Source organism: Arthrobacter zhangbolii (genome assembly GCF_022869865.1).
Classification (GTDB): Bacteria; Actinomycetota; Actinomycetes; order Actinomycetales; family Micrococcaceae; genus Arthrobacter_B; species Arthrobacter_B zhangbolii.
The window spans coordinates 873,686-896,792 of the sequence record NZ_CP094984.1 but is presented as its reverse complement, the minus strand read 5'-3'; the positions used below and the strand labels follow the sequence as shown (position 1 = coordinate 896,792).

Annotated in this window: 24 protein-coding genes; 7 read left to right on the top strand and 17 right to left on the bottom strand. The window is 64.8% G+C overall.

Annotated elements, in window-relative coordinates; all coding sequences use genetic code 11:
* Positions 1 to 6: 6 nt before the first annotated feature.
* Genes MUK71_RS04210 through MUK71_RS04200 form a run of 3 tightly spaced genes read right to left on the bottom strand, consistent with a single transcriptional unit; the run spans position 7 to position 2,962 of the window.
* A complete protein-coding gene (locus MUK71_RS04210; RefSeq protein ID WP_227929630.1) occupies positions 7 to 627 on the bottom strand; it encodes a LutC/YkgG family protein in 621 nt (206 codons plus the stop codon).
* Complete coding sequence (locus tag MUK71_RS04205) at positions 624 to 2,153, bottom strand: LutB/LldF family L-lactate oxidation iron-sulfur protein (protein ID WP_227929629.1); 1,530 nt, start codon at positions 2,151 to 2,153, stop codon at positions 624 to 626. Before MUK71_RS04205 ends, MUK71_RS04210 begins: the two co-directional genes overlap by 4 nt.
* Positions 2,150 to 2,962 carry a (Fe-S)-binding protein gene (locus MUK71_RS04200; RefSeq protein WP_227929628.1) on the bottom strand — a complete coding sequence of 271 codons (813 nt, stop codon included), beginning with the start codon at positions 2,960 to 2,962 and terminating at the stop codon, positions 2,150 to 2,152. The genes MUK71_RS04205 and MUK71_RS04200 overlap by 4 nt, the downstream gene beginning before the upstream one ends.
* 172 nt (positions 2,963 to 3,134) lie before the next feature.
* Between MUK71_RS04200 and MUK71_RS04195 the strand changes: the two genes are divergently transcribed.
* On the top strand, positions 3,135 to 3,494 hold the full coding sequence (locus tag MUK71_RS04195; protein WP_227904057.1) for a hypothetical protein: 360 nt from the start codon (positions 3,135 to 3,137) through the stop codon (positions 3,492 to 3,494).
* A 27-nt stretch (positions 3,495 to 3,521) separates the two neighbouring features.
* Here the strand turns inward: MUK71_RS04195 and MUK71_RS04190 are convergent, their stop codons facing one another.
* Both MUK71_RS04190 and MUK71_RS04185 read right to left on the bottom strand, forming a co-directional pair.
* Positions 3,522 to 3,911 carry a VOC family protein gene (locus tag MUK71_RS04190; protein ID WP_227904055.1) on the bottom strand — a complete coding sequence of 130 codons (390 nt, stop codon included), beginning with the start codon at positions 3,909 to 3,911 and terminating at the stop codon, positions 3,522 to 3,524.
* A 76-nt stretch (positions 3,912 to 3,987) separates the two neighbouring features.
* Positions 3,988 to 4,794 carry a hypothetical protein gene (locus tag MUK71_RS04185; RefSeq protein WP_227929627.1) on the bottom strand — a complete coding sequence of 269 codons (807 nt, stop codon included), beginning with the start codon at positions 4,792 to 4,794 and terminating at the stop codon, positions 3,988 to 3,990.
* A 91-nt stretch (positions 4,795 to 4,885) separates the two neighbouring features.
* Here MUK71_RS04185 and MUK71_RS04180 point away from each other — a divergent pair, with 91 nt between their 5' ends.
* From MUK71_RS04180 to MUK71_RS04165, 4 genes are read left to right on the top strand one after another with little or no spacing between them, the layout of a single operon-like run.
* The gene (locus MUK71_RS04180) at positions 4,886 to 5,779 is read left to right on the top strand and encodes an aldo/keto reductase (protein WP_227904051.1); all 894 of its coding nucleotides are present in this window, start codon (positions 4,886 to 4,888) and stop codon (positions 5,777 to 5,779) included.
* Between the two features lie 48 nt (positions 5,780 to 5,827).
* The gene (locus MUK71_RS04175) at positions 5,828 to 6,529 is read left to right on the top strand and encodes a type 1 glutamine amidotransferase domain-containing protein (protein WP_227929626.1); all 702 of its coding nucleotides are present in this window, start codon (positions 5,828 to 5,830) and stop codon (positions 6,527 to 6,529) included.
* A gap of 4 nt (positions 6,530 to 6,533) precedes the next feature.
* Complete coding sequence (locus MUK71_RS04170; protein ID WP_227929625.1) at positions 6,534 to 7,388, top strand: SDR family oxidoreductase; 855 nt, start codon at positions 6,534 to 6,536, stop codon at positions 7,386 to 7,388.
* A gap of 39 nt (positions 7,389 to 7,427) precedes the next feature.
* Positions 7,428 to 8,750, top strand: a complete 1,323-nt coding sequence (locus tag MUK71_RS04165) for a multidrug effflux MFS transporter (protein ID WP_227929624.1) — start codon at positions 7,428 to 7,430, stop codon at positions 8,748 to 8,750.
* A 26-nt stretch (positions 8,751 to 8,776) separates the two neighbouring features.
* Here the strand turns inward: MUK71_RS04165 and MUK71_RS04160 are convergent, their stop codons facing one another.
* From MUK71_RS04160 to MUK71_RS04110, 11 genes are all read right to left on the bottom strand, one after another.
* Positions 8,777 to 9,232: a DUF3817 domain-containing protein gene (locus MUK71_RS04160; protein WP_227929623.1), complete on the bottom strand. Its 456-nt coding sequence runs from the start codon at positions 9,230 to 9,232 to the stop codon at positions 8,777 to 8,779.
* 150 nt (positions 9,233 to 9,382) lie between these two features.
* Positions 9,383 to 10,774, bottom strand: a complete 1,392-nt coding sequence (locus MUK71_RS04155; protein ID WP_227904043.1) for an ABC transporter substrate-binding protein — start codon at positions 10,772 to 10,774, stop codon at positions 9,383 to 9,385.
* Positions 10,775 to 10,842: 68 nt separating this feature from the next.
* Positions 10,843 to 11,760: a carbohydrate ABC transporter permease gene (locus MUK71_RS04150; protein WP_227904041.1), complete on the bottom strand. Its 918-nt coding sequence runs from the start codon at positions 11,758 to 11,760 to the stop codon at positions 10,843 to 10,845.
* A complete protein-coding gene (locus tag MUK71_RS04145) occupies positions 11,757 to 12,698 on the bottom strand; it encodes a carbohydrate ABC transporter permease (RefSeq protein ID WP_227904039.1) in 942 nt (313 codons plus the stop codon). The genes MUK71_RS04150 and MUK71_RS04145 overlap by 4 nt, the downstream gene beginning before the upstream one ends.
* Positions 12,699 to 13,059: 361 nt before the next feature.
* Positions 13,060 to 13,974, bottom strand: coding sequence for a ribokinase (gene rbsK / locus MUK71_RS04140; RefSeq protein ID WP_227929622.1), 915 nt, complete (start codon positions 13,972 to 13,974; stop codon positions 13,060 to 13,062).
* Positions 13,975 to 13,978: 4 nt separating this feature from the next.
* The gene (locus MUK71_RS04135; RefSeq protein WP_227929621.1) at positions 13,979 to 15,001 is read right to left on the bottom strand and encodes an aldose 1-epimerase family protein; all 1,023 of its coding nucleotides are present in this window, start codon (positions 14,999 to 15,001) and stop codon (positions 13,979 to 13,981) included.
* Positions 14,988 to 16,334 carry an L-fucose:H+ symporter permease gene (gene fucP / locus MUK71_RS04130; protein WP_227929620.1) on the bottom strand — a complete coding sequence of 449 codons (1,347 nt, stop codon included), beginning with the start codon at positions 16,332 to 16,334 and terminating at the stop codon, positions 14,988 to 14,990. Before fucP ends, MUK71_RS04135 begins: the two co-directional genes overlap by 14 nt.
* Positions 16,334 to 16,990, bottom strand: coding sequence for a deoxyribose-phosphate aldolase (deoC, locus tag MUK71_RS04125; RefSeq protein WP_227929619.1), 657 nt, complete (start codon positions 16,988 to 16,990; stop codon positions 16,334 to 16,336). The genes fucP and deoC overlap by 1 nt, the downstream gene beginning before the upstream one ends.
* A 93-nt stretch (positions 16,991 to 17,083) precedes the next feature.
* Positions 17,084 to 18,034 carry a sugar-binding transcriptional regulator gene (locus MUK71_RS04120; protein ID WP_227929618.1) on the bottom strand — a complete coding sequence of 317 codons (951 nt, stop codon included), beginning with the start codon at positions 18,032 to 18,034 and terminating at the stop codon, positions 17,084 to 17,086.
* A gap of 92 nt (positions 18,035 to 18,126) precedes the next feature.
* Complete coding sequence (locus MUK71_RS04115) at positions 18,127 to 19,035, bottom strand: DUF5996 family protein (RefSeq protein WP_227929617.1); 909 nt, start codon at positions 19,033 to 19,035, stop codon at positions 18,127 to 18,129.
* Positions 19,036 to 19,137: 102 nt separating this feature from the next.
* Positions 19,138 to 19,992, bottom strand: a complete 855-nt coding sequence (locus MUK71_RS04110; protein ID WP_227929616.1) for a glycerophosphodiester phosphodiesterase — start codon at positions 19,990 to 19,992, stop codon at positions 19,138 to 19,140.
* Positions 19,993 to 20,212: 220 nt separating this feature from the next.
* Between MUK71_RS04110 and MUK71_RS04105 the strand changes: the two genes are divergently transcribed.
* Positions 20,213 to 20,602, top strand: coding sequence for a VOC family protein (locus MUK71_RS04105; protein ID WP_227904033.1), 390 nt, complete (start codon positions 20,213 to 20,215; stop codon positions 20,600 to 20,602).
* 14 nt (positions 20,603 to 20,616) lie between these two features.
* On the opposite strand, the gene MUK71_RS04100 is transcribed toward MUK71_RS04105, so the two are convergent.
* Positions 20,617 to 21,645 (bottom strand): LacI family DNA-binding transcriptional regulator, encoded by a 1,029-nt coding sequence (locus MUK71_RS04100; protein ID WP_227929615.1) that lies wholly within the window; start codon positions 21,643 to 21,645, stop codon positions 20,617 to 20,619.
* A gap of 137 nt (positions 21,646 to 21,782) precedes the next feature.
* Between MUK71_RS04100 and MUK71_RS04095 the strand changes: the two genes are divergently transcribed.
* On the top strand, positions 21,783 to 23,093 hold the full coding sequence (locus MUK71_RS04095) for an ABC transporter substrate-binding protein (protein ID WP_227929614.1): 1,311 nt from the start codon (positions 21,783 to 21,785) through the stop codon (positions 23,091 to 23,093).
* Positions 23,094 to 23,107 lie beyond the last annotated feature (14 nt).

Here is a 23,107-nt window from a genome sequence, read left to right as displayed (position 1 = left end):
CGTTCCTCACACGCGGATAATCACCACGTCGAGGGTCCGCGGGCCGTGGACGCCCTCCACCCGTTCCAGCTCAATGTCGCTGGTGGCGCTGGGACCGCTGATCCAGGTCAGCGGATGGGTACCGTCCAGCCCGCGCAGGGCTTCGGGCAGCACACCTGCAATGTCACCGGCACGGACCAGGCAGATGTGGTGATCCGGGATAAGGGAGATGGCCCGGCGTCCCTGATCGGGGCTGCCGTCCAGGATGATGGTCCCGGTTTCCGCGACGGCTGCGGCGCATCCGGTGACCACGGCGTCCGCAGCATCCAGCTCAGCAACGGAGAGCGGTTCCTCCGCAGAATCGGTGATGCGGCCGGGAGCGAGCGCGGTCCAGGCTTCCTCCAGTCCCGGCGGGACCACGTAGGTGGTGCCCTTCCCCAGCAGTTCGGCCACGCGGGCCGGCACGTCGGGCTCATCCACTACACAGACGCCGGCCTTGTAATCCAGCAGCCTGTCGCGCAGCAGTTCGATGCGTTCATCCCCGGGCAGGCCGGATTCGTGCCGGTAATGGCGCGGAATGTCCGGAGCTGCCGGTGCATCATGGAGAGCCGACCGGAGCCGGTCCAGGATTTCGGTACGGGCGCTCATTCCTTTTCCTTTTGCCTGGTGATGGTGGGGGCATTCTCCCCTGGGGCGGACTTCCCGCGTTCCTTCCCCCACCAGTCCCTGAAGGACTGTGCGGGCGGTGCGGGGATATCCCTGCTTTGCGTCCATCCGGCAGCAATGCCGGGAAGCTTTTTGATTTTCCTGTCCGGACCGGCCGCCAGCTTCCCCAGCGGAAGGGCTTTCTCCGCCAGGGCCATACGCCGGCCCGCGCCCATGGCCCAGGACGCCGCTTTCATGGCTACGTCCATCTGCCCGGGGGTTTTCCTGGTTCCGCGTCTGCTGTCCACGTCCTCGGCCCGCAGGTGCACCAGGATTTCGGGGATGTTGATCTTCACCGGGCAGGCGTCGTAGCAGGCGCCGCACAGCGAGGAGGCGTAGGGCAGCGAGGCGTTCTCCTCGGAGGTAATCCCGGTGAGCAGCGGCGAGAGGATGGCCCCGATGGGACCGGGATAGGTGGAGCCATAAGCATGCCCGCCAGTGCGCTCGTAGACAGGACAGACGTTCATGCACGCACTGCAGCGGATGCAGTGCAGGGCGGACCGTCCCATTTCATCGGCCAGGGCTGCACTGCGTCCGTTATCCAGCAGCACCAGGTGCACGTTCTGCGGTCCGTCACCTTCCGTCACCCCGGTCCACAGCGAGGTGTACGGGTTCATCCGCTCCCCCGTGGAGGAACGCGGCAGCAGCTGCATAAAAACTTCCAGGTCCTGCCAGGAGGGCAGCAGCTTCTCCACGCCCATCACGGTGATCAGGGTCTCGGGCAGGGTCAGGCACATCCTGCCGTTGCCTTCGGATTCGACGACGGCGAGGGTTCCGGACTTGGCAATGGCGAAGTTGGCGCCCGAAACGGCAACTTTGGCGGACAGGAATTTCCGGCGCAGATGCACGCGGGCCGCTTCGGCCAGCCGGGCCGGGTTGTTGGTGAGGCCGGGATCCACGTCCGGCATTTCCCGCAGGAAGATGTCCCGGATCTGGGTGCGGTTTTTGTGGATGGCGGGGACCAGGATGTGGCTGGGCTTGTCATGGTCCAGCTGGACAATCAGTTCCGCCAGGTCGGTTTCGAACGCGGCGATGCCCTGCTCTTCGAGGTATTCGTTCAGGCCGATTTCCTGCGTTGCCATGGACTTGACCTTGACCACTTCGTCCGCACCGGCGTCGCGGATCAGGTCCCGCACGGTTTTGTTCGCTTCAGCGGCATCCCGCGCCCAGTGGATTTTCCCGCCCCGGGCGGTGAAGTTCGCCTCGAACTCCTCCAGCAGTTCGGGCAGCCGCGCCATAACGGATTCCTTGATTGCGCTTCCGGCGTCCCGCAGCTCCTCCCAGTCCGGTAGTTCCGCCACCACCCGCAGCCGCTTGTCCCGGATGGTGTGGGTGGCATGGCCGAGGTTCGCGCGCAGCTGGGCGTTGCCCAGTTCCCGCCGGGCCGCCGTGGGAAACGCTTCCGTGGCGTGCAGGTTGCCGTCTCCGAAAACCGGCCGTCCCGGCATACCCAGATAGGTGGAGCTCATCGGCCGGCCTTTCCGCTGATGCCAGCGGCACTGCCGATCCGGTCCGGTGCTGGTGCCGGGTTGTCCCGCGTACTGGCGAGGATCTCGGCGAAATGCAGGGTGGAGATGGGGCTGCCCTGCCGGGAGAGTCCGCCGCCGATGTGCAGCAGGCAGGATGCGTCTCCCCCGGTGCACAGCCCGGCTCCGGTGGCGGCGATGTTGGCGTTTTTGTCCGCCAGCATGGCCGAGGAGACATCGGCGTTCTTCATCGAGAAGGTTCCCCCGAAGCCGCAGCACTGGTCCGCCTGCGGCAGCGGTTCCAGTTCCAGGCCCTCCACCGTGCGCAACAGGTCCGCCTGCCGGTCTCCCAGCCGCAGCAGCCGCATACCGTGGCAGCTGGGGTGGTAGGTCACCCGGTGGGGATACCAGGAGCCCAGTTCCGCGGCGGCATCGGTGACGCCCAGGACATCGGTCAGCAGCGCGGAAAGCTCATAGGTCCGGGCGCCGACGGCGTTGGCACGGGTTTCCAGGTCTGCGTCGCCAATGGTGCGGGCCAGCATCGCGTGCTGGTGCTTCACGGAGGCAACGCAGGAGCCGGAAGGTGCCACGGCGACGTCGTAATCCTCCGCTTCGAAGGCTTCCACGTGGTTGCGGACCACCGGCACGGCCTCCGGGAAATATCCGGAGTTCATGTGCATCTGGCCGCAGCAGGCCTGTCCCGCGGGGAACACCACGGTGTGGCCTAACCGCTCGAGGATGGACACGGTGGCGCGCGCCGTGGAGGGGTACATCGCGTCCACTATGCAGGTGGCGAAAAGTGCAATCTTCATTGGTTGCCCTTCGGCGTACTGTCAACGGCCTGTTGCGGGGCCGGCCTGACGGCGGCCCCGCATTGTCTGACCATCTTCAAACATACTCCCCGTCATTGGTATGCCTGAGCCGGCAAGCAGGTAGTTTCAGCCTCCGCTGCGGGTGCCTGCGGCCTGCGCTATTCTCTGATGCATGACTATGGGGAACACCAAAACAATCAGTCTCAACGTCACCTCGAAACGGGCCCGTGCCCGTGGCGAGCTGGTGGTCCAGGCGCCGGTGGCCGAACTGCCCGCCGCCGTCGAACGCGCTTCCTACAGGCTTCCGCGGATGACCGTTACCGGAATCTGGATGGAACGGGCGGAACTCACGGCGGGGACCACGTGGAAGAGCTTCGGCGAGGACATTGTCCTGAGCTTCGAGCCGATCGACGCCGGGACCACGCGGGTCCTCGCCACCAGCACACCCCAGCTGGCCACCACCATCTTTGACTACGGCCAGGGCAAGGCCGATCTGACCGAGGTGCTGAACGCCGTGGCGGCGGAGCTTTAGGAAGAAGCGGCGCCCGGCAGACGGCCGCTAGGACTCCGACGGCAGCGTGGGCGGAATCGCGGGGAGCTCCTGCAGCGACCACTGGTTGCCGTCCAGGTCACTGAAATACACGAAGGTTCCCCAATCCAGCGGGGTAATCTCGCTGGCGGCCACCCCGTGATCCACCAGGTGCTGCCGCGCCTCGGCCGCACTGGGCACCACCACCTGGATCCGCTGGGTCCCCGGCACCATGTCCGTGGTGCCCGGGCCAATCACCACCGAGCAGGCTGATCCCGGCGGAGTCAGCTGCACAAACCGCAGGCTCTCATCCACCCGTTCGTCAAAATCGGCGGTGAAGCCCACCTGGTCCACGTAGAAGTTTTTGGAGGCGTCGACGTCGGACACCGGCACCGGTACAAGTTCGATTCTCCAGTCCATGGCGCCACGCTAGACCGGCCCGAACAGCCCCGGAACCCCCTTTGCGGACAAGGCATGTCCTTGGCGGCAGAGCGGATTACCGCGCAGCCGTCTTCCCGGCCTTCTTCGCGGCCTCGGGCCGGGGCTTGGGACGCCGTTTCTTCCGCCGCCGCGGTCCCTGGCCGCTCATGGGCGGTCGCGGCTCACCGAACCGGGGACCGGTCCAGAACCGCCCGCCGATGAGGACACCGGCCGACACTCCGAAACCAAATACCAGCCCAAAAACGGTCTGACCAGCCAGGAGCAACACGAGGAACAGTACCGGCAGGGCAAGCGACGCCAGGAACCTCTGCTCCGGGGTCTTTGGCCAACGCATCAGCGCGCACCCCGCAAGGACCCCGCCGACCAGGCACGCACCCACCTCGATCGTGGGCGATGCGAGCAGGAAGAGGGCAGTCCCCAGCCCCAGCAGCAGCAGAGCGCTCACGGCATTGACGGCCGCCGGCTGCCAGCCTCCCGGATAGCTGCCCTCTGCATTGCGGCGGCGCGGGTTTTTCCGGCGGAACTCCGCTCCGGCCCGCGGGCCAAGCCAGACATATCCGCCCGTGATGCCACCGGCAATGAAGCCCAAAATCCACGGACCCGCCGCAGGGATTCCCACGTCCTGCCGAAGCAGTATCAGGCTTCCCAGGATGAGCAGGAATGCAGGGGCTCCCATGACCATAAAGGCCCGCTGCGACAGGTTGACCACCCGATACAGAAGGGCGCCGTAGATTGCCCCCAGCAGGAAGAAGGCCAATGCTTCGGCCAGGGCCTGCCCGAAGTACAGGACGCACATTCCTGCCGGCAGCAGCACCATTCCGGCACGCAGATTCCGTTCGACGTTGCACTTCGTTGCACTCACGCGGCAATTCCCCCTCGCTGCAAGGGTATCCCCCGCGGTGCTTGTAAGCCTGCTGAGGAATAAGCCGGCTGCACGGCACGTTGGCGCTTACATGACTGATACGACGGATACTTCACCCGCCCTGTCCCCCACCATCGACCTCTTGGACCTCGGCACCGTACACCGCCTGGGCTTCGGCGCCATGCGGATTGTGGGACCCGGTGTCTGGGGCGAGCCCGAAAGCCGCGGCACCGCCGTTGACGTGGTCCGCCGCGCCGTCGAGCTGGGCGTCGACTTCATCGACACCGCCGATTCCTACGGCCCGAACATCAGCGAAGAGATCATCGCCGAAGCGCTCTACCCCTACCCGGACGGCGTGCGCATCGCCACCAAGGTCGGCTTTGTCCGCACCGGACCGGATGTCTGGGTGCCGGTGGGCCGCCCGGAGTACCTGCGCCAGCAGACCGAACTGTCGCTGCGCAAGCTGAAGGTGGACTCCCTGGACCTGCTGCAGCTGCACCGCATCGACCCCAAGGTGGACCGCGACGAGCAGTTCGCCGTACTGCGCGACCTGCAGCAGGAGGGCAAGGTCAAGGCCCTCGGCCTGTCCCAGGTCTCCGTTGAAGACCTGGAGGCTGCCGCGAAGTTCTTCACCGTTTCCACGGTGCAGAACCGCTACAACCTCACCGACCGTTCCTCCGAGGACGTACTGAAGTACTCCGAGGACAACGGCATCGGCTTCATTCCGTGGGCACCGATTTCCGCCGGCGAACTGGCGAAGCAGGGCGGCCCCGTGGATGAAGCGGCCAAGCGCCTGGGTGCCAGCACATCGCAGGTAGCCCTGGCCTGGTTGCTGCGCCGCTCGCCGGTCATGATGCCGATTCCGGGCACGGGCTCCATAGCCCACCTCGAAGACAACCTGGGAGCGGCGAACATCTCCCTCGACGACGCCACCTTCGCGGAGCTCGACGCCGCCGGTGCCGCCGCAGCCGCGGACGCCAAGTAACCTTCCCGCCTCTTATCTTTTTTCCACAGCACCAAGGAGACACAACACATGGCTAACATTCTGATGGTCGTATCCGCCGCCGATTCCCTCACCATGCGGGACGGCAGCGAGCATCCCACCGGCTACTGGGCCGAGGAACTCGTCGAGTCCCACCGCGTCCTGCGCGAAGCCGGGCACACCGTCCGCATCGCCACCCCGGGCGGCGCCAAGCCCACCGTGGACCAGGTATCCCTGGCCCCCGAGTCCGCCGGCAGCGCCGAAAAGGCCGCAGCCTTCACCCAGTACGTTGCGTTTATCGACGCCGAGCTGTCCAACCCGCTGGTGCTCGCTGACGCGGACCTGACCGAGTACGACGCCGTGGTCATGCCGGGCGGGCACGGACCTATGAGTGACCTCGCCTTCGACAAGGACCTGGGCCGGATCCTCACCGAGGCCGACGCCGCCGGCAAGATCATTGCCCCGTTCTGCCACGGCCCGGCCGGCCTGCTCAGCGCCGAGACCGACAACGGCGACTTTGTCTTCGCCGGCCGCAAGGTCACCGTCTTCACCGACGAGGAAGAACTCAACGGCGGCACGGGGGAGAACACCCCCTGGTTCGTGGAGGAAGTCCTGCGGAACAAGGGCGCCGAAGTGGAGACCGGACCGGCCTGGACCAGTTACGTGGTCCGCGACCGCAACCTGATCTCCGGCCAGAATCCCCAGTCCAGCGAAGATGTGGCCAAGGCCGTCATCTCCGCTCTGGCCGAGTAACTACGTGAGAGTCCTGATCGCCGGATGTGGCGATCTGGGTACGGAAGCAGGCCTGCGGTTCGCCGCAGCCGGCTTTTCCGTGCTCGGCTGGCGGCGCTCCCCGGAAAACCTCCCCGCTCCCATTACCGGCCAGGCCGCGGACCTGACCGGCAGGACGGGCGAACTGCCCCGGATTCCCGCGGGCACCGACGTAGTGGTGATTGCCGTGGCCGCCGGCGAACGCAGCGAAGCGGCCTACCGGGCCGCCTATGTGGACGGGACCGCCAACGTGCTGGACGCCCTGGAGCGCGACGGCGTCCGGCCCCGGCGCATCCTGTTTGTCTCCTCCACCGCGGTCTACGGCGACGCCGACGGCGGCGAGGTGGATGAGCACACCCCGCCGGATCCTGCCTCGGTGACCGGTGAAGTGATCCTGGAAGCCGAGCGGCTCCTCCACGACCGCCGCCCCGATGCCGTGGTGCTGCGCCTGGCCGGCATCTACGGACCCGGACGCACCCGCCTGATCGATACCGTGTCCGCAGGCACCGCCGTCGTCCCCGCTGGGACCCGGCTGACCAACCGTATTCACCGGGATGATGCAGCCGCCGCCATAGTGCATCTGAGCACACAGGTTTCACATCCGGACCCGCTCTATGTTGGAGTAGATGAGGAGCCGGTGGAACTGGCCGATGTACTGCAGTTCCTGGCCGCCGAACTCCGTACGGAGCTTCCCGCCCCGTCCGACTCCGGAAGCAGCCGCGGCGGCAACCGCCGGATCAGCAACCGGAGACTGCTCGGCACCGGATTCGAGTTCGCCTACCCCACGTTCCGCGAAGGGTACCGGGCCGTCCTGGCCGGCACCGGAGTCCGGCATCCATAGCTTTTTCCGTTCCGACAGTAACCGCACCAGGAGTGCCGAGTGAGCGAAACACCGCCCGAAACCGTACCGCCCGGCTCCACTTCATCTGGAGCCGACGCCTCCGCCCGGCCCGCACGCACGGGCGGCCGCACCAGCATCAAGTACATCCTGATGCTCGGCGCCCTGGCCGCGCTGCCGGCAGTCACCACGGACATGTACCTGCCGGCACTGCCCCAGGTGGCGGAGGACCTGCATACCAGTGCCGCCGCAGCGCAGTTCACCCTGTCCGGGACGCTGCTCGGGGCCGCAGTGGGACAGCTGGTGATCGGACCGTTCTCGGACCGGTTCGGCCGCAGGCTGCCGCTGATCATCGGCATCGCCCTGCACGTTCTTGTTTCCCTGGCCTGTTTCCTGGCCCCGAACATCGGCGCCCTGATTGTCCTCCGGCTGCTGCAGGGCTTCTTTAACGCCGCCGCCGGCGTGGTGGCGCTGGCCGTGGTCCGCGACCGGTTCACCGGTTCCACCGCCGCGGCCATGCTGTCGCGGCTGATGCTGATAATCGGGCTAGCCCCGCTGCTGGCACCGTCCATCGGCCAGGCGGTGTCCGGCCTGTGGAACTGGCGGGCGGTGTTCCTCGCGCTGGCATTGATCGGCGTCGTCCTCGGGGCGATTGTGCTCCGGTGGATGCCCGAGACCCTGCCGCCGGAACGGCGCAGGACCAAGGCAGGAGCCAGCACGTTCAGCGGCTTCCGGGTCCTGTTCCGGGACCGCAGGTTCCTCGCACTGGCCGTCATTCCCGGCCTGGGCATGGCGGTGATCATGAGTTACGTGGTGGGATCGCCCTTTGTTTTCCAGGACGAGTACGGGCTCAGCCCCGCGCAGTACGCGCTGGTGTTCGCCATCAACGGCGTCGGCATGGTGATCTCCGCCCAGCTCAACGCCTGGCTGGTGGGCAGGTACTCCCCCATGGGCATTCTGCGGGTTGCCGTGATTGTGCTGCTGGGCCTGGCGGTGCTGCTGCCGGTCATTCTGGTGACCGGCCTTGGCGGCGTGGCGGGCCTGACCGCCGGCCTGTGGCTGGTACTGGCCATGCACGGCTTTATTGCCGCGAACTCCTCGGTGCTGGCCCTGGCCGACTACGGCCACATGGCCGGCAGTGCCGCCGCCATGATCGGTGCCCTGCAGGTGGGGCTGGCCGGACTCATCAGCCCGCTGGTAGGCCTTTTGGGCGGCGGCGCGATGGCGATGGTCTCAGTGATTATCGGCTGCGCGGCACTGATCGTCCTGATCCTGGCCACGGCGACGACGGCGTACCGCGGCGACGCCTCCAACCGGCCCGGACGGCGCCGGCTGCGGCAGGGAACGAAGCCCGGAGCCGTCTGAGGACTTCCCCCGGCGCCGGGCCTCAGCTAGCCCTTCGGGATGGGCGGACCCAGGATCAGCAGGACGCTGAAGACCACGGCCACGGCCACCAGCGCCACGGCGCCGGCGGCTATCGGACGGCGCAGCACCAGGGCGGCAACCTTGTCGACGGTGTTGGTTGGCTTTTCGCCGCCCGGCGCCATGCGCCAGCCGCCGTCCAGCAGTCCGCGGCGGTCCACCGACTTTTCGAACGGAATGGTCGCCCACGGGATCACGGTGGTGACCAGGCCCAGGATGCCGGTGCGTACCGGCCACTTCTGGTTCGCCCAGACAAACAGGGTGACCACACCGTAGGCCAGGAAGACAAAACCGTGCAGGCCGCCGGCAATGGGCGTAAAGCTCTCATTGTCGAAGCCGTACTTGAATACCAGGGCTGCGATCAGCAGGGTCCAGGTCACCGCCTCCGCGAAGGCCAGTGCGCGGAAGAGTTTGCGGGGGGTCATATGCGGGAACCACCTTCTGCAGAGATTTACCAACAGTATGTCAGGATGCCGTCGGTGGATGCGAATCCCGCCAACGCAGCAGGACCCGCGGCACAATGTCTGTGCCGCGGGTCCTGCTGACTCCGGCCGGGGGCGTCCGGCCTGGATAAGTTACTTCACCGAGTTGTTGTAGTTCTCCACTTCAACCTTCAGCTCGGTCACCGAATCCGTGAGCTCGGACTTGCTGTCCCCGCCAAGCAGTGCACCTTCGAGGGCGTTCTCTGCTGCCTCCCGTGCCTGCGGCATGGTGCCGGCAGAGCAGCCCTGGGTGGCCGACGTCAGCTCGGTGGCTTCCAGCTGGTCCACGGCCACGTTGAACTGCGGGTGCTGCTCGCGCCATTCCACATCCTTCGGCTCGTCCAGCGCAGCCTTGGAGATCGGGAAGTAGCCGGTGCCGGTGTGCCAGGTTGCCTGGCTTTCCGGCTGCGCGAGGAACTGCATGAACTCCCAGGAAGCCTGCTTCTCCGCTTCCGAGTGACCCTCGTCGGAGACCCAGAGCGACGCTCCGCCGATGATGGGGCCCGAATCGTTCTGCTCGATCTTCGGGTAGAAGCCCACGCCGAGCTCAAAGCCCTGTTCGTCGGCTGCCTTCTGCATACCGCCCAGGGCGCCTGTGGATTCCAGCGTGATGCCGATGGTGCCGCTCTTGAAGGCATTCTGCGCGTCTGCGGTGACCCGGCCGGTGTTGCCGGCTACCCCGGTATCCACCAGTTCCTTCCACCAGTCGACAAACTGGACGGCGGTGTCATTGTTGAACGTGTATTCGCCGGCCCGCTCGCCTGACCGGCCGTTGTCCGGGCCGCAGTAAAGCTCGCCGTTGGCAGCAATTTCCTGCTCCAGCAGCCAGCCGTAAATGGCGGCGTTGAAGCCGAACTCGGCGGGGCCGCCGTTGACCTTGGACAGCTTATTGGCTGCATCCCCGACTTCATCCAGCGTTGCCGGCGCCGTCTCCGGGTCCAGGCCTGCTGCTTCGAAGAGGGTCTTGTTGTAGTAGAGCACCGGCATGGAGGTGTTGAACGGCATGGACCACAGCTCGTCATCGATGGTGTAGTAGCCGGCAATATTGGGCTGCAGGTCCGAGACGTCATATTCATCCCGGTCAATAAACGCCTGCGTGGGCAGTACGGCGCCGGAATCAATCATGAACTGGGTGCCGATGTCATAGATCTGCACCATGCTGGGCGTGCTGTTGGACTGCACCGCAGCCTTGTACTTGGTGATGGTGGTGTCGTAATCACCTTGGTAGACGCTTTTGACTTCAACCTTGCCCTCGTTGGCAGCGTTGAACTCTGCGATCAGCTTGTCCAGGGTTTCACCGTTGGTGCCGTCCATGGAGTGCCAGAAATTGACCTCGGTTACCCCTTCCGCCTGTTCCAGGGCGTCAGCGGCAGGCGCTTCGCCGGCCGCCCCCTCGCTTCCGCCGCCGCAGGCGGACAGTGCCAGGGCGAGAGCGGCGGCGCCTGCCAGCAGCGGAAGGCGAAGTGCTCGTGGTGTGGTTCGCATTGAATTCCCTTCAAGGTTTGGCCGGCGGGGTGGCCCGCCGGAGGATGCTGAGTGATTGGTTGCCGCGGTTACTTGATCGAGCCGGCAGTGAGGCCGCGGACAATAAAGCGCTGTCCGAAGATGACCAGGATGAGGGTGGGAATGATGGCCAGGACCGTTCCTGCCAGCACCAGCCCCGCGTTGAAGTTGTCCGCGGACCGCAGCTGGGTGATGCCGATCTGGATGGTCTGCATTTCCGGAGTCTGGGTGACCAGCAGCGGCCAGAAGTACATGTTCCAGGCAGAGAGGAAGGACCAGATTCCCAGGGCAGCCAATGTGGGCTTGGAAAGCGGCACCAGTACGGAACGCAGGAAGCGCATGTGGCCGGCGCCGTCAATCCGGGAGGCTTCCCAGAGTTCCACCGGAAAGGACATAAAAGCCTGCCGCAGCAGGAAGATGCCGAATCCGTGGGCCAGGAACGGCAGCACCAGGGCAGGAACCGTATTGATCAGTCCGGCATTGGACATGGTCAGGTAGTTCGGAATGATGATGGCCTCGGACGGCACCATCATGCTGCACATAAACAGGGCAAACCAGAAGAACCGCCAGCGTACTTTCAGGAACACCAGGGCGTAGGCGGCGAGCAGGGAGGTGACCAGCTGGCCCAGAGTGATCAGTCCTGCCATCACCACCGAGTTCACGTACTGCCGGCCCAGCGGAATGGTGTTCAGCGCACCGGCAAAGTTCTCGGCCCGGAAACCGTTAAAGGGCCAGAGCGACGCCGGGTAGGCGTTGATGTCCGCCGGCCCCATAAACGCGCCGACAAAGCCAAAGTAAACCGGGAAGAGAACAATAACCGCACCAAGCGAAAGCGCCAGGTAGGTCAGCACCCGTCCCAGGGTCAGCGGACGCCGCTGCCGTGCCCTCGGTGCAGCAGCGCGTTGCTCGCGCCGTGCGGGTGCGGCGGCGCGGGGTTTCTCGGCGGCCGGGACTGCAGTGCTGCTCATCGGTAGAACACCTTTCGTTCCAGGACGCCGAATTGGATGGCGGATACCGCCACCACAATGATCAGCAGGACTACGGCCTGGGCGGAGGCATAGCCGAAGTTTGAGTTGTTATTGGCGAAGGCCTGCTCGTAAATGGAGTAAACAAGCGTGGTGGTGCTGTCCTGCGGGCCTCCCTTTGTAAGGATGTGGATCTGTCCGAAGCTTTGCAGGGCGTGGATGGTGCCGGTCACCAGCAGGAAGAACAGCTGTGGCGTGAGCAGCGGCATGATGATGGAGCGCTGCATCCGCCAGCCGTGGGCTCCGTCCAGCCGGGCCGCTTCCACCACGTCCTCGGAAACCGCTCCGAGGCCGGCGGACAGGACGAGCAGGTTGTAGCCAAGCTGCATCCAGACCGTGGCCAGCGAGACCGAGAGCAGCGCCCAGGCCGGGTCCGTCAGCCAGCCGACGCGGTCCAGCCCGAAGAAGCCCAACATGCCGTTGAGTACGCCGGTGGCCTGGTTGAACATCACCCCGAAAATCACCGAGGCGGTGGCCACGGAATAGGCGAAGGGAAGTGCGAAGGCCGTACGGAAAAACCGCACCGCCTTGATCTTTTGATGCAGCAGCAGGGCCAGGCCCAGCGCCAGGGCGATGGAGGGAACCACCGTCATGACGGTGAAGGCCAGGGTTACCCACATAACCGTCCAGAAACCCGAATCCGTGAACAGGCGTGTGTACTGGTCGAACCCGACAAATCCCGAGGGGCGCCCGAACAGGTCGCTGCCCTGAAATGACAGGAACACCGAGCGCAGAAGGGGATAGAAAAGAAATGCCGCGAAAACCACAAGGGCTGGCACGAGGTACCACAGAGCCTTGAAACTGCCACGATCCGTTTGACGGTCCAGCTGCGTTTTGGCTGTTTTCCGGGTGGTGCCTGCCGGTTTACTGACGGCGCTCATGCACCCGTGCCGGGATTGGGGAACCCGGCTGTTTGTGTGCTGCGCGGACATTGGACGGTTCCGTCCAGCTGCAGCAATTCACCCCATGAAATTCTCATCAGTTATTTCCGTCCATGCTTATGCGGTGCGTTGGGCACCGAGATATTGGTGTTACATGTGTCACACTAGCGAATTTTCCGGACTAGACAATAAACGCAGGACCAACACCTGATGAACACTCGCGACGGATATCGCGTATTACCCGCCAACACAAAAGGCTGCCGCGACGGCGGTATCCGATGGGGGGATCGGAACCGTGTCGCGGCAGCCCGTGCGGGCTGCGGCGGCGGAAAATGCCTGCCGCAGCCAAGCTGTATATCTGTTATCCGGCGGCAATGCTCTTTTCAAAGGCATCACGCGTGGCATAGGAGGTCTGGGTGCCCCGCCGGGTCACTGAATCGGCGGCGTAGGCGTTGGCCGTGGCCAGTGCGGACGGAACGTCACCGGTCTCCACCAGGCAGTGGCTGAAGCAGCCGATAAACGCATCCCCTGCCCCGGTGGTGTCCAATGCTGCCACGGTCCGTCCCTCCAGGAAGGAGGAACCGGCGGCGGAAAGCCAGAGAACGCCGCGGGACCCCATGGTGACAATAACGTTCTTCACGCCGTGGTCCAGGATGGTCTGCGCCGCCGCCTGCACCTGGTCCAGGGTCTGCACCGGCATACCGGTGAGCAGGGCCAGCTCGGTCTCGTTCGGCACGAAGTAGTCGCACCGGGCAACCTGTGCGAAGTCCAGCTCCGGGGTGGCCGGTGCCGGGTTGAGCAGTACCGGAATGCCGTGGCGGTTACCGAAGTCGATGGCCGCGTAGACGGTCTCCAGGTTCACTTCGAGCTGCAGCACAATCAGCGAGCACTGTGCAATGGCCTCGGCGGCGTCCTCGATGTCAGCGGGTGTGAGGAACGCGTTGGCTCCCTTGGCGATGACAATCGAGTTGCGGGAGTTGTCATCCACAAAGATGGGCGCCACTCCGCTGGTGGCATCGGTGTCCAGCACGTAGGTGGTGTCGATGCCGTTGGCCTCGAAGTTGCGCCGGGTGGTTTCGGCAAACGCGTCATTACCCACCCGTGTGAGCATCAGGACTGAAGATCCCATCCGGGCGGCGGCCATGGCCTGGTTGGCACCCTTGCCCCCGCAGCCCATCTGGAAGTCCCAGGCCTCGACGGTTTCGCCTTCGTCCGGCATGCGGCTGAGGTAGGACACCAGGTCCACCATGTTTGAGCCGATCACTGCAATATCCAACGGGCTATGCCTCCTCTTTGATGCCGGTGCTGACGGAGAAGGAGCGTGAGGCTCCCGGCGCCAGTTCAATCAGTGTTCCGGCCGCCCTGGCGGCCAGGAAGCCTTCCGGCCGCGAGGTGCCGGGCAGGACAAATGACGCCACCCGCTGATCGGGGTTGTGCAGCAGCCAGCGCGTGGCCACCGGGAAGTCCGTGCTGGAGAACCGGGTGCAGAAGGCGGTGCCGTCTGTGCGCTCCAACAGGAATTCCAGGTCCTGACCGTATGCCGCCAGGTCATCTGCGAAGAACACAATTTCGGGATCGTAGCCCTGCGCGGCATCGAGCACATCCGGGTTGACCCGGCCGCCCTGAATGGCCTCGTTCAGGGCGGTCCACTGCGGCGTGGGAGTCACGTGCGCCGGCACGGTTTCCCGAAGCCGGAACGCGCCGTCGGGCAGGTTCTGGCTCATGCGTGCCCCGTCACCGTAGGCGTAGTTCATGTGGCACATGTACTGCAGCGGCATGGTGCGGGCCGCGGACAGGTTGGTGACGGTCAGATCGATGTCAAACATGGCCGATCCGGTGTGCAACCGGACGGCGGGGACGGCGGTGTAGTGGTCCCCGAACCCCTTCACGTATTCGTAGCGTCCGGAAACCGCCACCGAGCCGGCGTCGATCTCCAGCCAGGCTTCGTCAAACTCCGCGCAGGGGAATTCCCCGTGCAGCGGGTGGGTGTCCTCCGGTGCCGGGCAGCCGGCCGCGAGCAGGCCGGAGTGGAATGCGAAGCAGCCGTAGGTGTCCTCAATGAGGGTGGCCGGCCGGGGCTGGCGGAACGTTGAGTCCATTCGCAGGCTCACGCCGTCGAACTCCGCATCCCAGACCATCTGGCCCATAAACGGCAGGACTTCCACCCGGCCGCGGGAGTTGCGCACCGTGACGGACTCGATGCCGCTGGGATAGCGGATGCCGGTGACCGTGAATTCCTCGGATTCCGCGAGGGTGACCTCGGCAGCCGAGAAGGACGCGCGGGCCAGATTAATGCGATACATGCTCGGCCGTCCTTTCCGGCGCCGCGGAGGAGCGTGCCACGCGGCGCAGCCGGCCGAAGTGCAGCAGCACTGCCAGGAAGCAGACCAGCGAAACCACGAAGGAGAACTGCAGGGAACCGGAGACATCCGAGACCAGGCCCTGGAGGACCGGGATGACCGCGCCGCCCACAATGGCCATGACCAGGACGGCCCCGCCGGTTTCCTGGTGCCGCTTGTCTTCGATGGTGTCCAGGGTGCGGCCGAAGATGGTGGCCCAGCAGGGTCCAAACAGGCCGGAGACCAGCACTGCCGCCCAGACGGCGGTGATGTTCGGGACCAGCATGACGTAAACCAGTGCCAGGCTGCCCAGGGCGGCGAAGCCCATGAGCACCGCGTTGACGTCGAAGCGGATAATCAGGAAGTTCGCGATGACCTTGCCCAGGAAGAAGGCGACGAAGGCGAAAGCCATGTAGTTCGTGGCAGTGCGCTCATTGATGGAGTCATCCAGGTTCAGGGCGAGCCGGATGGTGAAGGACCAGACGGCCGTCTGCATACCCACGTACATGAACTGGGCGAAGATGCCGCGCAGAAATTCCTTGTTGCGGCCAAGGTAGGCCAGGGTCTCACCGATCCGGGCCGTGGCCTCGTGTGTCCGGTCGCGCAGCGGCTTGCAGCGCGGGAACTTTGTCAGTGCCACCACAATAAAGACGACGATCAGGATCATGATGATGTATTTGTAGGGCAGCAGGGTGCGCTGCAGCATTTCCGCGCTGAAGGCGGTTTTCTCCGCGGCGGACATGCCTTCCATCTGGCTGTCCAGCGTAGCGCCGTCGGTAAAGACCAGGTATTTGCCCAGCAGGATGCCCAGGATGGAGCCGATGGGCGTAAAGGTCTGGGAGACGTTCAGCCGCCACGTGGAGGTGGGCTTCGGACCGAGCAGGGTGGAGTAGGTGTTGCACGCGGTCTCAAGGAAGCTGAGGCCGATGGCGATGGCAAACAGTGCCACCAGGAACATGCTGTAGGTGGCCATGTGCGAGGCCGGGAAGAAGGCTGCGCAGCCGAGGATGTAGACGCCCAGGCCAATGAGGATGCCGGTTTTGTAAGTGAACCGGCGGATGATCCGGGAGGCGGGGATGGCGATCAGGAAGTAGCCGCCGTAGAACGCCGACTGAACAAAGGCGGTGGCCAGGTCCGAGAGCGTGAAAACCGATTTGAACTGCGTAATGAGGATTTCGTTCAGGCTCGCCGCGGCTCCCCAGAGCGGAAAGCAGAGGGAAATCAGCAGGAACTGGAACCACGGAATACGGCTGAGATAGCCGTCCGGCTGCTGGACTGCGGAGGTCTTGAAGAGCATTAGGCGGCGCTGCCTGCAAGGATGGCAGCGCCGGCGGAGGCACCGATGCGGGTGGCGCCGGCATCGACCATGCGGGCGAGGTCCTCGGCCGTGCGGACGCCGCCGGAGGCCTTGACACCCAGGTCGGGGCCAACGGTTTCACGCATGATCGTTACCGCGTCCACGGTGGCGCCGTGCTTGGAGAAGCCGGTGGAGGTCTTTACGAAGTCGGCACCGGCGGCAACGCTGCAGCGGGAGGCTTCGGCGGTCTGCTCGGCGTCCAGAAGGCAGGTTTCCAGGATGACCTTGACCAGTGCCTTGCCCCGGGCGGCCTCGACGACGGCGCGGATCTCCGCTTCGACGTCGTCCCAGGCCCCGGCGAGCGCCCAGCCGATGTTGATGACCATGTCCACTTCGTCCGCGCCGTTGGCGATGGCGTCGGTGGTTTCGAAAACCTTGACGGCGGTGGTGGATGCGCCCAGCGGGAAACCGACCACGGTGCAGATGCCGACCGGAGTGCCTTCGGCAGCGCGGCTGGCCAGTCCAACCCAGGCCGGGTTGACGCAGACCGTCTTGAATTCGTGGGTAACCGCTTCCCGGACAAGGGTTTCGATCTGCGCTGCGGTTGCCGTCGGGGCAAGCAGGGTGTGATCGATGAGCTGCGAAATCTTCGACATGTGAGCCTCCTCATTGAGGGTTTTCACTCACTGTAGAAGTGGCTCGGAACACATGTCAAATCACCGTTTTACATATGTGAATACGAGTCGCGGCTACGAGGCGGCGCGCTGCCGCGCCATGTTCAGGACCTCCCGGGCAGCCTCCTGATCAATCACCAGATGTGTGGCGTACCCCGCCCGCAGCGCGGCCTCGATGGCCGGAACCTTTTCCTGCCCGCCGGCCACCAGCAGCCGGGTGCGGATGCCGCGCAGGTCGGCCAGGGAGATCCCGACGGTCCGCTCATCCAACTGCGGCACACACGGATTGCCGTCCTCATCGAAAAAGCGTGAGCAGATGTCTCCGACTGCCCGTGCCGCGATGCCTGCCTTCTCCGTTTCACTGAGATACCCGAGGTTGAAGAGCATCGCATCGGGTCGGATGGCACCCACGGTGAAGACGGCGACGTCGGCCTCACGGCCCATCTCCATAACGCGCCGGATGTGCTTCTCCCCCTCCACCAGCCGTTTGACCTCCACACTGTCGAAAATCACGGGCAGCGGCAGGGTCCGGGCAAACGCTCCGAACGCGTTGCAGAACAAGGTGATGGTTTCGAAGTCATTGGTAACCCTGGTGGTGTAGGAAACCCCGCCCTTGAGCTGGATGATCTCCACGCCCCGGCGTTCCTGCCGGGACAGGCTCCGGGCCACCGAATACATGGTCTGCCCCCAGGTCACGCCCACCAGATCCCCGTCATGCACGTTCTCGGCCAGCAGCCCGGCCCCCACCTTGCCCAGATCGCGGGTCAGGGCCGCGGGATCGGGCACCACGGCCAGCCGGACCTCCTGCAGTCCGAAGGCTGCGCGCAGCTCGGCGGCGAGGCTGGATTCCTGTTCCCGGGGATCGTGGATGCGGATACTGACGTATCCGCGGTCCTTGCCGTATTGGATCAGTTTGGACACCGTTGGACGTGAAAGCCCCAGGCGTGCCGCCACTTCGCTCTGCGAGAGCCCCGTCTCGTAGTAAAGCTTGACCGCGTCCAGCGCCTGATCATCGCGTGCATCCATAGTGACCCCTTCGTCGCCCCTCCCCATGAGGTTGCCCACATGATTCTTCCATCTTCAGGACGCGACGGCGGTCACAGGCGCGGGTTTCCCCCTCACCTCGAATACGTCAGCGGTTCCGTAATCCATTCGATGTCATTCCACGGATCCATCCGCTGCAGAATGTCAAAGCAGGTGCGGCAAAAATCCACCACGACCTGCTGCGGATGGGGATAGGAAAAGGCGTCCTCGAGGGTGAGGACAAATTCGCTGGATTTGGCCAGGAACCGTGCCTTGGACGGGGAGAGCATGCTCTCGTAACTGCCGATGTTGGACAGGAACGGGTAGGGCATAACGTAAAAGGCCGGGTCAGTAAAGGACGGGTCCCCGGGCCAGAAACCGAACTCGCAGAACCTCTCATCAAAGCTGTTGGCCGAGATCCGTCCGCGGCCCGGATAGGGGGCGGACTGCCCGCTGTAGAGGGCTCCGGACAGGTCCATGGTTCCGAACCAATAGGCCGGGAGGTGCACTTTGCCGCGCTGCGGGGCGAGGAACTGTGTCAGGCCGCGCTGTGCGAAGTGCAGGTTGTCCAGGAACAATTCCACGGCATGCCGGTCATAGGTATGGTGCCTGGTGTCTTCGGGAAAAGGCACCGGGTCATGGAATTCCTGCGGTTGCGTGTTGACTGCGGTGGGCGCCTGGATGAACTCGAGGGCCGCCATCAGCTGCTGGTAAAAGTCTGCAACACTCAGGCCGTCATTCAGGTCCAGCCGGGTGCGGATGCCGTTGCTGTTCTGGACGTCCACGTGGTGCCGGCGCAGGTTGAAGTAGATTTCGAAGTTTGTGTCCGGGCCGGGAATGACGCCGGTGCCGATGCCCTGGACGGTGAGCGGCATCCGCACGTGCCCCCATTCAGGTTCGGGATAGCTGCGCTGCAGTTTCACCTTGCCCGCCACCTGGAGATACAGATGCAGTGTGTCCGCAGTGGCCTGCCAGTCGGGAAAGCTCAGGAAGTTCTTGTCCATGGAACCCGCCTTTGGTCGGTGACGGACAGCGAACGTGCTCTTCACCCAGTCTGGAACCTGCCCATGGCCGGGTCAACGGAGGCGCGTTGCGGCGGGCCCGGGCTATCGGACAACCGGGACGGCCGGCGGCTCCTCGCTGGTGTCCCGGCCTGCATCCGCGGGTCCGCCCGCAACAGCCGGCGCCAGCAGGTTACCCGGGAAATCCGTGATGACCGCGTCCACGCCCAACGCAAGGACAGCAGCCGTGTCGGCATCCGAGTTCACGGTGTAGACCCACAGCCCCAGTTCGGCGGCACGGACGGCCGCTGCACCCTGGGCGGTCAGGCACCGGTGATCAGCCACCACTCCCCTGACCCGGGGGTCCGTGCGCGCAAGCAGCACAGCGTCCGGATCGGTGGAAACCAGCTGCCAGGCGGGCAGGTGCAGGTCGGCCAGCCTGCTGACGGAGGCGGGGTCAAAGGAGCTCACGGCCAGCTGCTGTGTTTCGAGCAGCTGCGCCCAGTCCCTGTTCCCGGCCAGCATCAGGGCCAGTTCCTGCTCCACTCCCGGTGAACTGACCGGTGACTTGATCTCAAGGTTAACGCCGAGCTCAAAGCCGAGCGCTGCAGGCAGCTCGGAGAGGAACACAATCGGCTCCCCCGCGTACTCCGGGCCGAAATGGGCTCCGGCGTCGAGCCTGCGCAGTTCCCCGGCAGTGAAAGAGGTGATGGGATCCTCGGCGCGCAGGGGGTAAACCTGCGCCACGTTGGTGGTGCGGACGCCGGTTTCGTCATGGAAAAGGAACAATTCGCCGTCGGCGGTAAGCCGGACATCGGTTTCAATCATGTTTGCCCCGGCCACAGCGGCCTGTGCAAAGGCGGCCGCCGTGTTCTCCGGCGCGAACCCGCTGTTGCCGCGGTGCCCCACCACCAGCGGAATATGCCGTCCCGGTACGTTAGATTCTGCTTTTTCTGCCACCTGCCGGGACCACTTCCGCTTGGTTTTTCCGCCCCCGCGCCGGGGGCCTGTCCTCGTCGATGGTAGGCCCAATTCGCATTTTGGCCGTAAATACGTGCCGAGCCCCACGACTATATGTGTGCCACGCTAAACGGTGCAGTTTACGTGCCGGAGAACAGTAGGCTAACGGCGGAGGAAAACTCCGGCGTAGGAAATACGACCTTTATGCAGTGGGGGAAATGTGCGGTTACACCATGTCCAGGTATCAATACCCAGCGACGGCGAGGAATCAGCCCGGCGGTTCTACGCCGATGCACTGGGACTGACCGAGGTGCCCAAGCCGCCGTCGCTGGCCGGGCGGGGCGGCTGCTGGTTCCGGGCGTTCGACGGCGACGCGGTGGTGGCGGAAATCCACCTGGGTGTTGACTCCCCCTTTGTCCCGGCGAAGAAGGCGCATCCCGCATTCGTCCTTGACTCGGCGGCAGCGTTGGAGGAACTCGGCGGCCGGCTTCAGGCCCACGGCTTCGAGGTCTCCTGGACGGAACGGCACACCTTCGAGGGATATGAACGCTTCCATTGCCGGGACCCGTTCGGGAACCGGGTGGAAGTCCTGTCCCCTCCGGCGGTCTGAGCCGGCTTAGGGTTTTACCGCTTCGCCACCGACGAAGCCACGGGCGCGGTGCTCTGGCGCACCACCAGTGAGGTGGCCAGGTCCAGGCGCAGGTTGTTCGGCCGCTCCCCCTCATACAGGCGTACCGCCATTCGCGCCGCCTCTTCGGCCATTTCGATCAGCGGCTGATGCACCGTGGTGAGCGCCGGACTGGACCACTGCGCCACCTGCAGATCGTCATACCCGACAATCGACAGTTCCTCCGGAACCGCAATGCCCAGCTGCCGTGCGGCGTCGAGCACCCCGAGAGCCTGCAGGTCGCTGCCGGCAAAGATTGCGGTGGGCCGGTCCGGCAGTGACAGCAGCTCCAGGGCGTGGTCGCGGCCGCCGTCCACATGGAAATTGCCGTAACGGATCAGGTCCTTGTCCAGGGGCAGCGCGGCGGCGTTCAACGCTGACCGGTAGCCGTCGATGCGGGCCAGGGAACACATCATGTCCTCGGGGCCGGTGATGGCGGCAATCCGGGTGTGCCCCAGCTCGATCAGGTGGCGGGTGGCCATCATGCCGCCGGACCAGTTCGCCGAGCCCACCGAGGGCACGTCCGGGGCCGGGTCCCCGGCCGGGTCGATGATGACAAACGGGATGGACCGGGCCTCCAGCTGGCGGCGCGAATCCTGCGCCAGGTCGGAGAAAACGAGCACGACGCCGACCGGCCGGCGGGCAATCACCCCTTCCACCCACTCGGGCGAGGGCGCATGCCGGGTGCCGCTTTCGGTCAGGACCACGCTCAGCCCTTTTTCACGGGCCACGTTTTCCACCCCGCGGATGATTTCCAGCGCCCAGGCGCTCTCGAGTTCATGGAACACCAGTTCCAGCAGCCGGGACTTGGCTCCTCCCTTCCGGCGGTAGCCGTGGTCCTCCAGGAGCGCCTCCACTTTCGCGCGGGTGTGCCGGGAAACGTCGGTCCTGCCGTTGAGGACTTTCGAAACCGTCGAGAGCGAAACCTCGGCTTCGGCAGCGAGGTCCGCCAGGGTGACGGGGTTCTGCGGCGCAGTTGGCGGCATGGGGATCCTTAGAGTCTTCGAAACAACACAGCGGAAATGAGTTTATAGAAAGTGTTGCGCATCACATTACGCGCAACTTATGCTGACGGCGTCAAGTAACTTTCGATCAATATACCGAAACTTTCGGAAGGTGTTCAATGAGGAACAACCCATCGCTACGGACCCCGGTCCTGGCCGCCGCCGGTGTACTGGCGCTCGGCCTCTCCCTGGCAGGCTGCGGAGGCAGTGACTCCGCAGGCTCAGACCGTCCTGAAAACGAGATCCACGTCCTGGTGTACGGCGATGCCAGCAACGACGTTGAAAACGCCATGGTCGACAAGTTCAACGAAACTTCCGATGTGAAGGTTGTGCTGGACACCATCCCGGGCGCGGAATACCAGCAGAAGCTGCAAACCGTCATGAGCACGGATGCAGCACCGGACATCTTCTTCAACTGGGGCGGCGGCAGCATCTCCGACTTCGTGGAGGCTGATCTGCTGATGCCCCTGGATGACTTCATCGAGGAGGACCCGCAGCTCGAGGAGGCGTTCCTGCCCTCAGTCTTCGACGTCGCCAGGGTGGATGACACCCCGTACGGCATTCCGATGCGGGGAACCCAGCCGGTCATGCTCTTCTCCAACAAAGAGGTTCTGGCTTCCGCCGGCATCTCCGAGCCCCCGCAGACCTGGGATGACCTGCTCGACGCCGTGGATAAGCTCAAGGCCGCCGGCAAGACTCCGATCGCCCTGGGCGGCGGCGACGAATGGCCCACCCAGATGTGGTTCTCCTACGTCTATGACCGGGTGGCCGGTCCCGAACTCTTCGCCTCCGCACTCGAGGGCGACACCGAGGTCTGGGACTCCGAGGAAAGCCGGGAGTCATTGGGTATGCTGCGCGACCTCGTGGATTCCGGGGCGTTCGGCACCAACTTCCAGTCGGTGAAGTTCACCGACGGCGGCTCCCACACCCTGCTCTCCAGCGGCGAGGCAGGCTTCGAGCTGATGGGCTCATGGGAGTACTCCACCATTCAGGACATCAACCCTGAGTTTGCGGAGAACAGCCTGGGCTGGAGCGAATTTCCGGAGATCGAAGGCGGCAAGGGTGACGCCGCCAACCTGGTCGGCAACACCAATAACTACTACTCGGTCCTGAAGGACACCCGGTACCCGGACGCCGCCCGCGACTTCCTGAAACTGATGTACTCGGATGAGTTCGTCCAGGAGCACATGGCCATCGGCAACCTGCCCACCACCACCAACACCGAGCAGTTCCTGGACCAGGCGGCCAACCCGGACTATGCCAGCTTCCAGTTCGGCCTGGTGCAGGACGCTCCGAACTTCCAGCTCTCCTGGGACCAGGCGTACCCGCCGGCGGCAACGCCCACCATCCATAGCGCCGTGTCCGATTTCTTCGCCGGAAGTATCGACGAAGACGGCTTTGTTGCCGCCATGCAGTCCCTGAAGAAGTAGCCGGAGCGAAGGCC